This is a genomic window from Arthrobacter sp. Y3221048 (assembly GCF_059092685.1).
This window is the reverse complement of record NZ_JBNHHX010000004.1, coordinates 148709-162096: the sequence shown is the minus strand read 5'-3', so window position 1 is coordinate 162096 and position 13388 is coordinate 148709. Positions and strand designations below refer to the sequence as shown.

The following is a 13388-nucleotide window of genomic DNA, read 5'->3' as shown; positions in this document are numbered from 1 at the left end:
CCCGCGGACCCTGGCCTCCCTTTTGATGCGGCCCCGGCCCTCCAAGCGCCGACCGCGGCCTAAGGGGTTCCCGGACGGGACCTTCGCCGTCGCCGGGGCGGCCGGCACAGCATCGGCGTGAAGTACGGCATGATGTGGGAATGGCGCAGAAACAGGCAACGTCCGAGCAGCTCATGAGCGGCTTCGTGCAGGGCTTCGACTATCCGATGTACATCGTCACGGCCGCCGGGGCCGGGGGCGAGCGGTCCGGCTGCCTGATCGGCTTCGCCACGCAATGCAGCCTGAAGCCCGCCCTGTTCCTGGTGTGCATCTCGCAGCAGAACCGCACCCATCCCGTCGCGCTGGAGGCCGGCGTCCTGGCGGTCCACGTGCTGGAGCGCGGCCAGCGGGCGCTCGCAGAACTGTTCGGCACCACGACCCGCGACGACGTGGACAAGTTCTCGCACTGCGACTGGGTGCCAGGGCCGGAGGATGTTCCGCTGCTGGCGGACGCCGCGCGCGTGCTGGTCGGACGCGTCGTGAAAAAGGTCGATCTCGGCGATCACACCGGGTTCCTGCTGTCCCCGCTCGAGACCCACGGGGAGGATGCCGCCGAACTCCTGGCCTTCAGCGACGTCCAGGACCTCGACGCCGGCCATCCGGCCTAGATTCCGTCGGTGACCTCCTCGGTTACTGCCGGGCCAGGCGCCCGCGGACCATCTCGCTGACGGCCTTGCCGTCGAAGCGGCCGGCGACCTTCTCGGTGACCGGCTTCATCACCGCTCCCATCTGCCGCATGGACAGCTCCACGCCCTCTGCTTTGAGCCCGGCGATGGTTTCATCGACGATCTCCGCCACCTCGGCCTCGGTGAGCGGCTTGGGCAGGTACGCCTCGATGACCTCGGCTTCCGCGGTTTCCGCGGCGGCCCGCTCCGGCTCCCCGGCTTCCGTGTAGATGCGCGCAGTGTCGCGGCGCTTGGCCGCTTCCTTCTGCAGCAGCGCGGTGGTCTGGGCGTCGTCCAGCTCCACCGGCGCCTTGCCGGACTTTTCCTTGGTCGCGATTTCGCCCAGTACGTTGCGGACGGTGGTCAGGGCCGTCTTGTTGCCCGCCTTCATGTGGGCGACGACGTCGGCCTGCAGCTGCTCTTTCAAACTCATGCGGGTTCCTCGTTTCGGTGGTGTGCTGTGTCAGTCGGTGGCGTAGCGGGTGACGAAGTTGCGGAGTATCCGCTGCGGGATCGTCACGGTGCGCCCGCGCACCCGTTCCATGACGGCATCGGCCTGGTCCGGCGGGAAATAGCCGGCATCGCGGTAGATCCAGATCCGGGTCAGCAGGCCGTCAACATCCAGCTCGGCATGGAACTGCGTGGCGTAGAGGTTCTCGCGCAGCCGGAACATCTGGTTGGGGCAGTGCGCGGACCCGGCCAGGCGGACCGCGCCCGCGGGCAGCACCGAGCAGGCCTCCTTGTGCCCGACGAAGGCACCGAACTCCCGGGGCAGGCCGGCGAGCAGGGGATCGGCGCCGCCGGCGTCGGTCAGCACGATCTGCGCTTCACCGATCGGCTCGCCGTATTGCCGGTCCACCACGCCGCCGCCGTACCGGCCCAGCGTGCCGACGCCGTAGCAGGCGCCCAGGAACGGGAAATCGTGTGCGATGACGGTGTCCAGCAGCTGCTCCAACTCGGCTTCGACGCGCAGCTGGGCGGCGGACTTGAACGCGTCGTCGTCGCTGGAGGTGTACGGGCTGCCGCCGAGGATGATCCCGCTGTAATCGTCCAGATCGATGGCCGGCATCGGGCCGGCCTCCAGCCGCACACGCTGCAACTGACCCGGTTCCAGGCCGCCGAAACGGGCGAAGGCCGCATACTCTTCATCGGCTGCGGTGTCTTCGGCGCGTGTGGCCAGCAGCAGGAACGGCTTCATGCGTCGATCGTACAGTCGCTGCGGCAGGCCGTGGAACGTGCGCTGGCCGCCGTCGCCCGGCTCGGCCGCCGCTGTTGCCGTTGCTGCGCCCGCAGTCGCCGTTCCCGTCCGCCTCGGCCACCGCGTTCCAGCTAACGCCGCCGCCGTCGCCGTCCGACCCGTGACGCGGAACGCTCAGCAGCTAGGCTAGGAACCGTGGACGCAACCATGATCATCATTTACGTAGTCATCGCCATTGTCGTCATCGGATTGGTGGCAACGCTGCTGCTGCGGGGACGCAGGACCCCGCCCGGCACGTACACCACCACCCGGGACGCCAATGACCCGGCCATGCCGCCTACCGGGGGCGGGACCGGCACCCTGGAAGCGCCCCGCGGACCGACGGCCCCGGCGCCGCCCCTCGGCGCACCGACCGAGGAGGAACTGCCGCCGGCCGACGTCGAAATTCCGGAGGACGCCGCCGCGCTGGAGACCATCCCGGTCGAGACGCCGGCACCGGTGCAGGGCCGCCTGTCCCGGCTGCGCGCCCGGCTGGTCAAGTCCAACAACGCGCTGGGCAAGGGGCTCCTGGCGTTGCTCGCCAGCGACAAGATCGACGACGACGTCTGGGACGAAATCGAAGAGACGCTCCTGCTGGCCGACCTGGGCACCGAGCCCACGATGGAACTCGTGGATGCGCTCAAGGACCGGGTGAAGGTGGAGGGCAGCCGCAGCCCGGAGCAGGTCAAGGCCATGTTGCGCGAGGAACTGATCAAGCTGGTGGACCCGTCCATGGACCGCTCGCTGGCCGTGATGCGCCATGCCGACCGCCCCGCGGTGATGATGGTGGTGGGCGTCAACGGCGTGGGCAAGACCACCACGGTGGGCAAGCTGGCCCGCGTGCTGGTGGCCGAGGACAAGGACGTGATCCTCGGCGCCGCGGATACCTTCCGTGCGGCAGCGGCCGAGCAGCTGGCCACCTGGGGGTCGCGTGTGGGCGTGCCCACCGTAAAGTCCGACGTCGATGGCGCGGACCCTGCGTCCGTCGCCTTCGAGGCGGTGAAGGCCGGCATCGAGCAGGAAGTCGATGTGGTCATGGTCGATACCGCCGGGCGCCTGCAGAACAAGGTGGGCCTGATGGACGAACTCGGCAAGGTCAAGCGCGTGATCGAGAAGCAGGCCACCGTGGACGAGGTGCTGCTGGTGCTCGACGCGACCACCGGCCAGAACGGCCTGAACCAGGCCAAGGTGTTCGCCGACGTCGTCAACATCACCGGCATCGTGCTGACCAAGCTGGACGGCACCGCCAAGGGCGGCATCGTCGTCGCCATCCAGCGCAGCCTCGGCGTACCGGTGAAACTGGTGGGCCTGGGCGAAGGCGCCGACGATCTGGCGCCCTTCGAGACCGAGGACTTTGTGGACGCGCTGCTGAATTAGCGTCAGCCGGGCCAATCCGCTTGGCGGTTCCCGCGGCGGCCGCGGGAACCGCCGGGAAGCATCACTCGCGTCCGAAGTCAGCCCCTGGCCGGCTCCTCGAGGGGCTTCACCAGCGTCTCGCGGCCGAAGAGCAGCCAGAGGAGGGCGGCGCCCAGCATGATGGCGCCGGTGGCACCGAAGGCCCAGGCATAATTGAGCCGGTCGGCCAGCGCTCCGGCCAGGACCGGGCCGATGATCGCACCGGCGTCGGTGCCCATCTGGAAGACGGCCAGCACCTTCCCGCCGCTGCGGTCGTTGCCGATGATGTCAGCAATGGCAGCCTGCTGCGCCGGCCCGAGCAGCCCGGATCCGAAACCCGCGATGACCGAGGCTGCCACGAACACCGGGACGGACTCGGTGAACCCGATGGCTGCGATCGCCAGCCCGGCAATGGTCAGCCCGGCAATCACCAGGGGACGGCGGCCGGCGGTGTCCGAGAGACGGCCGGAGAAGGTCAGCGCCAGCGCGTTGCCGACGGCGAAGACGGCCAACGCCAGCCCGGCAGTCTCCGGGCCCGCACCCAGCACGGCCGCGGCAAAGAGCGGAATCAGCGCCATCCGGACCCCGAACGTGGCCCAGCCATTGGCGAAAGCGGACACGACGGCGGCGCGGTACCCCGGGTCCGAGAGCGCCTCGCGCAGATCCATCGTTTCGGGAGCCGGCGCGTCGTTGCCGGTCCGGGCGGCCGGTTTCTTGAGCATGACGGCGACGACGGCTGCCGCCACGAGCAGGGCGATGGCATAGACCACGAACGGCATGCGCAGGCCGAACCCGGCCAGCAGGCCGCCGGCCACCGGGCCGAGGATGCCGCCCATCAGGAACGTGCCGGCGTAGAGGCTGGAAACCCGGCCGCGGCCGTCCGGCGGGGCCAACCGCAGGATCAGCGCCATGGCCGAGACTGTAAACATGGTGGAGCCGAGGCCGCCCAAGCCACGGAAAATCAGCAACTGCCAGTAGTCCTGTGCCAGCGCGCAGGCGCCGGTCGAAGCCGCGACAATCAGCAGGCCGGTTAGGTACACCCTCCGTTCACCCCAGCGGCCCACCAGGGCGCCGCCCGCGGGCGCGAAGACCAGCCGGGCGAGGGCAAACACGCTGACGATGATGCTGGCAGCCGCGACGCCGACGTCGAAACTTGCGGCAAACTGCGGCAGGACCGGAGCCACCAGTCCGTAGCCCAGGGCGATGACGAAGGCGGCGGCAACCAGCACCTTGATGTCGCGAGGAATCGGAGTAGGCGCCGGCTTGCCCGGACGCTGGTGGCCGGACAGGCTGAACTGACGCGCCGTGCGGCGGAAAACTGGCATGTCAACCAGCGTAGCCCGACCCGCGCGCCCGCTCGGTGCCGGCCCCGGGCCGCGCGCCGCCGTCGTCCTCTGTGCCGGACTCGGTGCCGGCCCCGGGCCGCGCGCCGCCGTCGTCCTCTGTGCCGGACTCGGTGCGGGACTCTGCCGCCGCCGTCGTCCTCTGTGCCGGACTCGGGCCGCGCGCCGCCGTCGTCCTCGGTGCCGCTTTCTGCGCCGCCGCTCTGTGCCGCCCGAAACAATGCCGAAACACGACGGTTGCACGGGTTTTACCTGCGCTGGTTTCTTGTAACGCGGCCGCAACGAAGCATCTGGTTGGCCGAAACACGCCGTCGGCAGTCTTGGTTCATCGGCGGGAAGTTGCCCGCCAACGAACGAGGGGACGTGAAAATGGATCTGTCAGCGGGTCACGTCTGGGTGATGCTTTCGGCGGCCATGGTGCTGCTCATGACGCCGGGACTGGCATTTTTCTACGGCGGAATGACGCGGGCCAAATCGGCCCTGAACATGATGATGATGAGCTTTTCCGCCGTCGCGCTGGTGGCGGTGGTCTGGGTGCTCTGGGGTTACTCGATGAGCGGCGGCGTGGGCGTGGCGCAACTCTTCGGCAATCCGTTCGCCGCGTTCGGCCTGGAGGGGTTGCTCAACACCGGGGACCTGATCAGTGCCGGCTATGGTGCCACGTTCGCCATCATCACGGTGGCGCTGATCTCCGGTGCCATCGCCGATCGCGCCAAGTTCAGTGCCTGGGCGGTCTTCGTACCGGTCTGGGTCACTTTGGTTTACTGCCCGCTGGCCTTCATGGTCTGGGGCGGCGGATTGCTTGGCGCCGAGGGGGTCATCGGTGCCTGGGCGGGCGAGGCGATCGATTTCGCCGGCGGCACGGTGGTGCATATCAACGCCGGTGTCGCCGGCCTGGTCCTGGCCCTGATCCTGGGCAAGCGCAAGGGCTTCGGCAAGGACCCGGCACAGCGCCCGCACAACATTCCGCTGGTGATGATCGGTGCCGCCCTGCTGTGGTTCGGCTGGTTCGGGTTCAACGGGGGAGCGGCGGGCACGGCGCAGGAAGCCGGCCTGATCTGGGTCAACACCATGGTCGCCCCGGCGGCGGCCATCGCGGGCTGGCTGGTGACCGAGCGCCTCCGCGACGGCCGTCCCACCTCCCTCGGGGCGGCTTCGGGCGTTGTCGCGGGGCTGGTGGCGATCACGCCGGCCTGCGCCAATGTTTCCCCCGTGGGGGCGGTGGGCCTGGGCCTGGTGGCCGGAGTGCTGGCCGCGCTGGCGGTCGGGCTGAAGTACAGGCTGGGCTACGACGACTCGCTGGATGTGGTGGGCGTCCACCTGGTCGCCGGGCTGGTCGGAACGCTGGCCCTGGGCTTCATCGCCCTGCCGGTCGAGGGTGCAGGCGGCGGCCTCTTCTACGGCGGCGGTGCCGCCCAACTGGGGGCGCAGTCCGTGGCGGCGGCGGTCTCCATGCTGTTCTGTGGCGTGATGACAGTGATCATCGGCTTGGCGATCCACAAAACCCTTGGCTTCCGGGTGACCGAAGAGGATGAGGTCGCCGGCGTGGACCTTGCCCAGCACGCCGAATCCGCCTACGAATTCGGCGGCCTGGGCACCGGCGGAACCTTCATCCCGCACCCGGCAACCGACCCCAGCGCCCGCAGCACGATCAAGGAAGAGGTCAGCGCATGAAACTCGTCACCGCCATCATCCGGCCGGAAAAGCTGGACGCAGTCCGCAACAGCTTGGAAAGCTACGGAGTCCAAGGGCTGACCGTCAGCCAGGCCAGCGGGTACGGGCGCCAACGCGGCCACACGGAGGTCTACCGCGGCGCCGAATACACCGTGGACCTGCTGCCCAAGGTCCGCGTCGAGGTCCTCGTGGCGGACGACCTGGCCGACGACATCGTCGACGTCCTCGTGGCAACGGCCAACACCGGCCGCGCGGGCGACGGCAAGGTCTGGCTGGTGGATGTGCAGGAAGCGGTCCGCGTCCGCACCGGCGAACGCGGCGAGGCAGCCATCTGAGACTTCGAACCACAACATGATGAACCCTTCCGGCACCGTCATCTCCTGGCGGTGCCGGAAGGGTTCTGTCGTGCTGATAACGACGGCGGCGCTCGGTTCTGTCCTCCGCGGCGCCCCTGTCCTCAGCGGCGCCCCTCGGCACCGGGGGAACGGCGTCGGAACTGCACAGGTCGGCAGCAGGGGGTTTGGCTGCCACAGCACTGTTACGGCACCGGGCGGCATAGCCGGAGTCCGGCTGCGCCACTAGGATGGGCGCCGCCGGGACGGCACTGGGCGGTCTAGCAGGGATATTGGCGCGCCACTAGGATGGGCGCCACGGCAGGCACCATGTGGAAGGGAACCTATGCAGTCCACACCAGTCCAGAAAGCCGCACGGATCTCAGCCATCGTTCTAGCCGTGCTGGCAGTCCTTGGCTTCATCCCCGGCATAACAGCCGACTATGACCAGCTCGGTATAACAGGAAACGGGCCGGACGCCCAGCTCTTCGGGCTGTTGGCCATCTCGGTTTTACACAACGTGTTGCTGCTGCTTTTCGCGGCCTTGCTCCTGGTTACGGCAAAGCGGGCCGGTGCTGCCAAAGTCACCTTCATGGCACTGGGGCTGTTCAACCTGTTGGCCGCCCTGTACGGCCTGATCAACGCCCGCTACGGATCGGAGACGTGGGTTCCGGCGGGGGTTAGCGACAACTGGTTCCATTTAGTGCTCGGCGCAGTGCTGTTCTTCCTCGGTCTGCTCAGAGGCCCGGTGGTGATTGGAAGGCCGAGGTCCGGTTAGGAACCTCGCCAATGTCATGGCGAGGTTCCTAACCGGCCCCGCTGGTACAGCCTGCCCTACGACTCGTCCTCCACAAGCCCACGACGGCCGGCCGTCATCCCCATACATCGAACTTTTGTTCTAGTCGAGGCTCGTGCTGCGTAGCGTTGAAGTATGGCAGCGGAACCGTTCGACGAGGCACAGGAGCCGGAGGAATTCTCCGGCACCCCTGCCGTGCCCGACGACGGTGCCGCTGCGGTTTCGGTACCGGCGCGGCAGGGGTGGGCGGAGGATTGGGAGGAACTGGGGCCGGCGGAATTGGCCGGTCTGCTCGCGGGCACCGACCCGGCTACCTTGGACGACTGGTCGACCCTCGATTACCTCCAGGCGGTGCGCAAACACGAGGCCTGGACCCAGTCCCGTAGGGTGCGGGCCGTGCACCGTATGGCGGTGCTGCGCCCGGCCACCGGCGCCGAGGCCGGGGCACCGGACGGGATCTGCCGGCACGCCGCCCACGAGCTCGCGCCCATCCTGGCCGTGCCCCGCCAGCGCGCGGCAGCGGAACTGGCCGACGCCCACCAGATTGCCACCTGCCTGCCCGCCACCCTCGCCGCCCTCGACAAAGGCGACCTCGATCTGGACCGCGCCTCCGCCATCGCCCGCAAAGGCGCCGGCCTGCCGTCCGAGGTCTTGGCAGGGTACGAGGCCAAGGTTGTTCCGGGCGCCGGTGCCATCACGTTGGAATCCGTCCAGGCCCGGGCCCGCACCGCCCGCGACCGGCTGCACCCCGAACCCCTCGAAACCCGGCACAAAGCAGCGATGGAACGCCGCACCGTCCAGTACCTGCCCCAGGACGACGGGATGGCCGAGCTCTACATCCGCACCAGCGCGGACAAAGCCCTGCTCGCTTACAACCTGATGCAGGCCTACGCCCGCAAACTGCAGACCGCCGACGAAACCCGCACCCTGGGCCAACTCCGCGCCGATGTGTTCACCGACATGCTTCTCCGCTACCCCGACCGCGCCTACCGGCCCGGCACAGACACGGCCGCAACCACCGGAACCGCCGCCAACCAAGCGGCAACCGGCCCGGGATTGGCGACCGACTCCGGAACGGTGGCCGGGTCCGGGACGGGAGCCGGGTCCGGGACGGGAGCCGCAGCAGCAGCCACCGGGAGGGCAAGGCAGGGGCCCTGTACCTGCGGGGGCGGGAACGTGACCGCCGCCGTCGCCGTCACCGCGCCCCTGCCAACGTTGCTCCGGCTCGCCGAAGCACCCGGCGACCTCACCGGCTACGGGCCCATCCCGCCCGACATGACCCGCGACCTTGCCGCCCTGGCCAAATCCTGGCTGACCGTGCTCACCGACGACCACGGCCAGGCCATCGCCGCCGCCAAAGACCTGCGCCACCCGCCTGAATGGCTTAAACGCCTCGTCCGACTGCGCGACCGGCACTGCCGCGACTACGGCTGCACCATCCCCGCCGACCACTGCGACATCGACCACACCATCGCCTGGGAAGACGGCGGCAAAACCGTCCTCGAAAACCTCAGCGCCAGATGCAAACCCGACCACAAAGCCAAACACCACGCCGGTGCCACCGTCACCCAGGACCCCGACGGCGCCCTCCACTTCACCACGCGCTCCGGCCACACTCACACCACCACCCCCGACGACGGCTGGACACTCACGCTCCCCTCGACCCCCAGCGAAGGAAATGCCACGGAAAGCCCGGACGACGGAGCCAACAGTTCCCATAGCGACACCGGCGGCGAGGGAGATGCCACTGGAAGCCCGGACGACCGGGCAAACAGTCCCCGAGACGAGACTGGTGGCCACGGAGCCGCGGACGCGGACGGCCCACGGGACGGTACCCCGCCACCGTTCTAGATATTCACCGTTCTAGATCTCCGTCAGGGGAGCGGCCTGTCGCTCCGGGAAGTTTCCCAGCCGGCGGGCCCGTTGCTGCCCGCTTCGTATTCTTCCAGCGGAACTTCGTCCTTCTCCCAGGCCTTCAGCACGGGCTCGACTATCCGCCAGCAGTCCTCGGCGATATCTCCGCGGACGGACAGGAGCGGGTCGCCGCGCAGCACGCCTTCCAACACTTCGCCGTAGGGCAGCAGGTCGGCCGAGTGCAGGTCGGCGCTCATGACCGCCCGGTCCAGCGTGAAGATGTCGCCGGGGCCGTTCACGTCGATCTCCAGTTGAAGGGTTTCCGGTCCGAGGCCAATCCGCAGCCGCGTCGGGGCGTCGATGCCCTTGAAGCCCGTTGGCAGGTGGTTGACCGGCTTGAAGGTGATGATCACTTCCTTCTGCGGCTTGCCCAAAGCCTTTCCCGAGCGCAAGATGAACGGCACGCCGGACCACCGGGAGTTGTTGATCGAAACTTCAACCTCGGCCAGGGTTTCGGTCTTCCTGACCGGGTCCACGCCCTGTTCGGCGGCATAGTCCGGAATGTCGCGGTCGCCGATCCGCCCGGCCGTGTAGCGGGCACGCCGCGTGCTCTTGGCGAAATCCGGGTTGATGCTGCTGGCACGGAGGACGCTGCCGATATGGTCGCGCAGGTCCCGTTCCTTGATGGTGGCCGGGGCGTTCAGGGCGGTCAGCGCCATCACCTGCAGCAGGTGGCTCTGGATCATGTCACGCAGCGCGCCGGCGCCGTCGTAGTAACGGGCGCGGCCCTCCAAAGCCAACGACTCATCGTAAAAGATCTCAACCTTCGCCACATGTTCATTGCTGAGCAGCGGCTCCAGCAGGCGGTTGGCAAAGCGCAGGCCGAGGATGTTGAAGACCGTCGCCTTGCCCAGGAAGTGGTCCACCCGGTGGATATGGTCCTCCGGCACCAGCTTCAACAGCGTCTTGTTCAGCGATGCGGCCGATCTACGGCTGGAGCCGAACGGCTTTTCCAACACCAACCGGGTTCCCTCCGGTACGTCCTCGGGCCGGAGTATCTCGCAGGCTTTCTGGCTGACCGCGGGCGGCAGGGCAAAGAACACGGCAACCGGACCATCCAGCGCGGCCAGCAATTCCGCCAGTGCACCTTCCGCCGTCACGTCCACCGAGTGGTACCGGGTGTTCTCCTGGACGTCGATCAGTTGCCGCCGTCCGTCGTCGTTCGCGGCACCTGCGCAGGCTTCGAAGGCGCCTCGGACGCGTTCCTGCCACCTGCCCTCGTCCCAGTCGTCCGAGCCAGCGCCCACCACTTTCAGTCCGCTGGTCCTGCCTTGCGCGATCAATTTGCCCAGCCCGGGCAGCAGCAGCCGGCCGGTCAGGTCGCCGGAAGCTCCCAAAATCAGCAACGTGCGGATCTGCAGCGGTCCGTCGGCAGCGGGGGAGGACACGGCCTCGGTTTGGGTCTGTTCCTGTGTCTGGGTCTGTTCAACGCTCACGTTTCCCACCTTGCCACGGCACTACAGTTAGGGGGAACGGTCCGTCGGCAGCATGAGCGCCCGGCTGCCCAAGGGCACTCGGTCCGCACGGGAGTCAACCGGGGTGGCCGGCGCGACTGCTGCCACCGCCAGTTGATACCCTTAAGTGCTGAACTCCGGCGCGGCCCGGGGACTGTGAACCAGATCGACGAAAGTAGACACGGCCCGTGTTCAATTCACTCTCTGACCGGTTGGCCTCAACCTTCAAGAATCTGCGCGGCAAGGGACGGCTGTCCGAGGCCGACGTCGACGCCACCGTGCGCGAAATCCGGCGTGCCCTGCTCGACGCCGACGTCGCCGTGCCCGTGGTGCGCGAGTTCACGGCCCACGTGAAGGAACGCGCGCTCAGCGAAGAAGTCGCCGCGGCGCTGAACCCCGCCCAGCAGGTCGTCAAGATCGTCAACGACGAGCTGGTCAACATCCTCGGCGGCGAGACCCGGCGCATCAAACTGGCCAAGACCCCGCCGACGGTGATCATGCTCGCCGGCCTGCAGGGCGCCGGCAAGACCACCCTGGCGGGCAAGCTGTCCAAGTGGCTCAAGGGCCAGGGCCACAGCCCGCTGCTGGTGGCCGCCGACCTGCAGCGCCCCAATGCCGTGACCCAGCTCCAGGTCAACGGCCAGCGCGCCGGCGTGCCGGTCTACGCCCCGCACCCCGGCGTGCAGTCCGAGTTCGACGCCGTCACCGGTGATCCGGTGGCCGTGGCCCGCGACGGCGTGGCCGAGGCGCGGCAAAAGCTCTACGACGTGGTCATCGTGGACACCGCCGGCCGGTTGGGCGTGGACGCCGAGATGATGCAGCAGGCGGCTGACATCCGCGCCGCCGTCAACCCGGACGAAGTGCTCTTCGTGATTGACGCGATGATCGGCCAGGACGCGGTCAACACCGCGCAGGCCTTCAACGAGGGCGTCAACTTCACCGGCGTGGTCCTCTCCAAGCTCGACGGCGATGCCCGCGGCGGCGCGGCGCTCTCCGTTGCGTCGGTCACCGGCAAGCCGGTGATGTTCGCTTCCACCGGCGAAAACCTGGACGACTTCGAGATCTTCCACCCGGACCGGATGGCCAACCGCATCCTGGACATGGGCGACATGCTCACCCTGATCGAGCAGGCGGAGAAGTCCTGGGACAAGGGCGAAGCCGAACGGATGGCGCAGAAGTTCGCCGACCAGGAAGACTTCACCCTCGACGACTTCCTCGCCCAGATGCAGCAGATCCGCAAAATGGGCTCGATGAAAAAGATGCTCATGATGATGCCGGGTGCCGCCAACATGCGCCAGCAGCTGGAGAACTTCGATGAACGCGAAATCGACCGCGTGGAGGCGATCGTCCGGTCGATGACCCCGCACGAGCGCGTTGCCCCGAAGATCATCAACGGCTCCCGCCGCGCCCGCATCGCCAAGGGCTCGGGCGTGCACGTCTCCGAGGTCAACGGCCTGCTGGAGCGCTTCGGCCAGGCGCAGAAGATGATGAAGAAGATGGCCCAGGGCGGCGGCATCCCGGGCATGCCCGGCGTGGCCGGGCCGGGCGGCTTCGGCGGCGCACGGAAGAAGCAGCAAACCGCCAAGGGCAAGAAGAAGGCCCGCTCCGGCAACCCGGCCAAGGCGGCACAGGAGCTGCGCGAGGCCGAGGAACGCCGCAAGAACAAGGCATCCGTTCCCGCGGGAAGCGCCTTCGGCGCCCCGCAGGACGGGCAGGACTTCGACCCGTCGGCGCTGAACCTTCCCAAGGGCTTTGAGAAGTTCCTCGGCAAGTAGCCGCGAAGACTGTACCGTTGCACGTAAGTGCCCCGTCGTTTATCCGGCGGGGCACTTTCCATGCGCCGGAAGGTAAGCTGGGTGTCGAATCGTATCAACGCGGACACGTACCGGCATCACGCGGATCGTTGGCCGGGCGGCTTTCTTCGCCCCGGCGAAAGCGGTCCCACCCGCGGCAGCGCAGCGAAGGAGTTTTGTGGCAGAGCAGGCACGCGGCGCCGACGGCGGCCGGCCCGGAACGCGGCGGGACACCGTCGCTGTGATCGTCCGCAGTGTCGGCGGTTCCGTGGTGCTGGTGGATAATCCCGGCGGCCCCTCGCTGCCGGCGGCGCCGGTCCTGCCCGGCGAGGACCCGCGGGCGGCAGCCGCCCGGGTGCTCGCCGAGTCCTTACTGCTCGTACCACCCGGGCGCATCCTCGCGCTGGATTACCAGCCGATGGACGGCGAGGCCGCGGAAGCCATCACCTTTGTGTACGACGGCGGAACCTACGACGGCGGTGAACTCGCCGCCGGTGCCGGGGGACAGGCGGTCTTCCTGCCGGTCGAGCAGGCCGAAGCCGTCCTGGACCCGGCGCAATCCGCCCAGCTGGCCGCTGGGCTCCGGGCCCACGAACTGCTCACCGTGGTTGAACTGCGCCACGGGCAGGTGCTGCGGACCGGGCAGCGGCGCGTCCCGGAACGCGAATTGGTGCCCCACGTCTGGGCGCTGGAGGCCGCGGGCGACTCGAAGGGAACCGTGGGTTCCGGCGTCTAGTATTTCTCCC

The 13388-nt window shown here is 68.4% G+C and carries 12 protein-coding genes; 8 read left to right on the top strand and 4 right to left on the bottom strand.

Annotated features, from left to right (window positions below):
• Positions 1 to 140: 140 nt before the first annotated feature.
• Complete coding sequence (locus AC5RVS_RS13305; protein ID WP_494108493.1) at positions 141 to 647, top strand: flavin reductase family protein; 507 nt, start codon at positions 141 to 143, stop codon at positions 645 to 647.
• A gap of 22 nt (positions 648 to 669) precedes the next feature.
• On the opposite strand, the gene AC5RVS_RS13300 is transcribed toward AC5RVS_RS13305, so the two are convergent.
• Positions 670 to 1137, bottom strand: coding sequence for a GatB/YqeY domain-containing protein (locus AC5RVS_RS13300; protein ID WP_494108492.1), 468 nt, complete (start codon positions 1135 to 1137; stop codon positions 670 to 672).
• Positions 1138 to 1167: 30 nt separating this feature from the next.
• Positions 1168 to 1902: a glutamine amidotransferase gene (locus AC5RVS_RS13295; protein WP_494108491.1), complete on the bottom strand. Its 735-nt coding sequence runs from the start codon at positions 1900 to 1902 to the stop codon at positions 1168 to 1170.
• A gap of 207 nt (positions 1903 to 2109) precedes the next feature.
• Between AC5RVS_RS13295 and ftsY the strand changes: the two genes are divergently transcribed.
• Positions 2110 to 3318: a signal recognition particle-docking protein FtsY gene (gene ftsY, locus AC5RVS_RS13290; RefSeq protein WP_493987520.1), complete on the top strand. Its 1209-nt coding sequence runs from the start codon at positions 2110 to 2112 to the stop codon at positions 3316 to 3318.
• A gap of 77 nt (positions 3319 to 3395) precedes the next feature.
• On the opposite strand, the gene AC5RVS_RS13285 is transcribed toward ftsY, so the two are convergent.
• The gene (locus tag AC5RVS_RS13285; protein ID WP_493986942.1) at positions 3396 to 4661 is read right to left on the bottom strand and encodes an MFS transporter; all 1266 of its coding nucleotides are present in this window, start codon (positions 4659 to 4661) and stop codon (positions 3396 to 3398) included.
• A gap of 387 nt (positions 4662 to 5048) precedes the next feature.
• Here AC5RVS_RS13285 and AC5RVS_RS13280 point away from each other — a divergent pair, with 387 nt between their 5' ends.
• From AC5RVS_RS13280 to AC5RVS_RS13265, 4 genes are all read left to right on the top strand, one after another.
• The gene (locus AC5RVS_RS13280; RefSeq protein WP_494108490.1) at positions 5049 to 6353 is read left to right on the top strand and encodes an ammonium transporter; all 1305 of its coding nucleotides are present in this window, start codon (positions 5049 to 5051) and stop codon (positions 6351 to 6353) included.
• Positions 6350 to 6688 (top strand): P-II family nitrogen regulator, encoded by a 339-nt coding sequence (locus AC5RVS_RS13275; protein ID WP_494108489.1) that lies wholly within the window; start codon positions 6350 to 6352, stop codon positions 6686 to 6688. Before AC5RVS_RS13280 ends, AC5RVS_RS13275 begins: the two co-directional genes overlap by 4 nt.
• Positions 6689 to 7031: 343 nt before the next feature.
• On the top strand, positions 7032 to 7463 hold the full coding sequence (locus AC5RVS_RS13270) for a DUF4383 domain-containing protein (protein ID WP_494108488.1): 432 nt from the start codon (positions 7032 to 7034) through the stop codon (positions 7461 to 7463).
• Positions 7464 to 7616: 153 nt separating this feature from the next.
• Entirely contained in the window at positions 7617 to 9332 is a 1716-nt protein-coding gene (locus tag AC5RVS_RS13265; protein WP_494108487.1) for an HNH endonuclease signature motif containing protein, read from the top strand.
• Positions 9333 to 9355: 23 nt separating this feature from the next.
• On the opposite strand, the gene AC5RVS_RS13260 is transcribed toward AC5RVS_RS13265, so the two are convergent.
• Entirely contained in the window at positions 9356 to 10750 is a 1395-nt protein-coding gene (locus AC5RVS_RS13260) for a glucose-6-phosphate dehydrogenase (protein ID WP_494108685.1), read from the bottom strand.
• Positions 10751 to 11037: 287 nt separating this feature from the next.
• On the opposite strand from AC5RVS_RS13260, the gene ffh reads away from it, so the two are divergent.
• Both ffh and AC5RVS_RS13250 read left to right on the top strand, forming a co-directional pair.
• Positions 11038 to 12624, top strand: a complete 1587-nt coding sequence (ffh, locus tag AC5RVS_RS13255) for a signal recognition particle protein (RefSeq protein ID WP_494108486.1) — start codon at positions 11038 to 11040, stop codon at positions 12622 to 12624.
• A 196-nt stretch (positions 12625 to 12820) separates the two neighbouring features.
• Positions 12821 to 13378, top strand: coding sequence for an NUDIX hydrolase (locus AC5RVS_RS13250; RefSeq protein WP_494108485.1), 558 nt, complete (start codon positions 12821 to 12823; stop codon positions 13376 to 13378).
• Positions 13379 to 13388 lie beyond the last annotated feature (10 nt).

Coding starts and splice junctions, on each gene's coding strand:
- AC5RVS_RS13305 (WP_494108493.1), top strand. CDS start 141: ATGGCGCAGAAACAGGCAACGTCCGAGCAGCTCATGAGCGGCTTCGTG.
- AC5RVS_RS13300 (WP_494108492.1), bottom strand. CDS start 1,137: ATGAGTTTGAAAGAGCAGCTGCAGGCCGACGTCGTCGCCCACATGAAG.
- AC5RVS_RS13295 (WP_494108491.1), bottom strand. CDS start 1,902: ATGAAGCCGTTCCTGCTGCTGGCCACACGCGCCGAAGACACCGCAGCC.
- ftsY (WP_493987520.1), top strand. CDS start 2,110: ATGATCATCATTTACGTAGTCATCGCCATTGTCGTCATCGGATTGGTG.
- AC5RVS_RS13285 (WP_493986942.1), bottom strand. CDS start 4,661: ATGCCAGTTTTCCGCCGCACGGCGCGTCAGTTCAGCCTGTCCGGCCAC.
- AC5RVS_RS13280 (WP_494108490.1), top strand. CDS start 5,049: ATGGATCTGTCAGCGGGTCACGTCTGGGTGATGCTTTCGGCGGCCATG.
- AC5RVS_RS13275 (WP_494108489.1), top strand. CDS start 6,350: ATGAAACTCGTCACCGCCATCATCCGGCCGGAAAAGCTGGACGCAGTC.
- AC5RVS_RS13270 (WP_494108488.1), top strand. CDS start 7,032: ATGCAGTCCACACCAGTCCAGAAAGCCGCACGGATCTCAGCCATCGTT.
- AC5RVS_RS13265 (WP_494108487.1), top strand. CDS start 7,617: ATGGCAGCGGAACCGTTCGACGAGGCACAGGAGCCGGAGGAATTCTCC.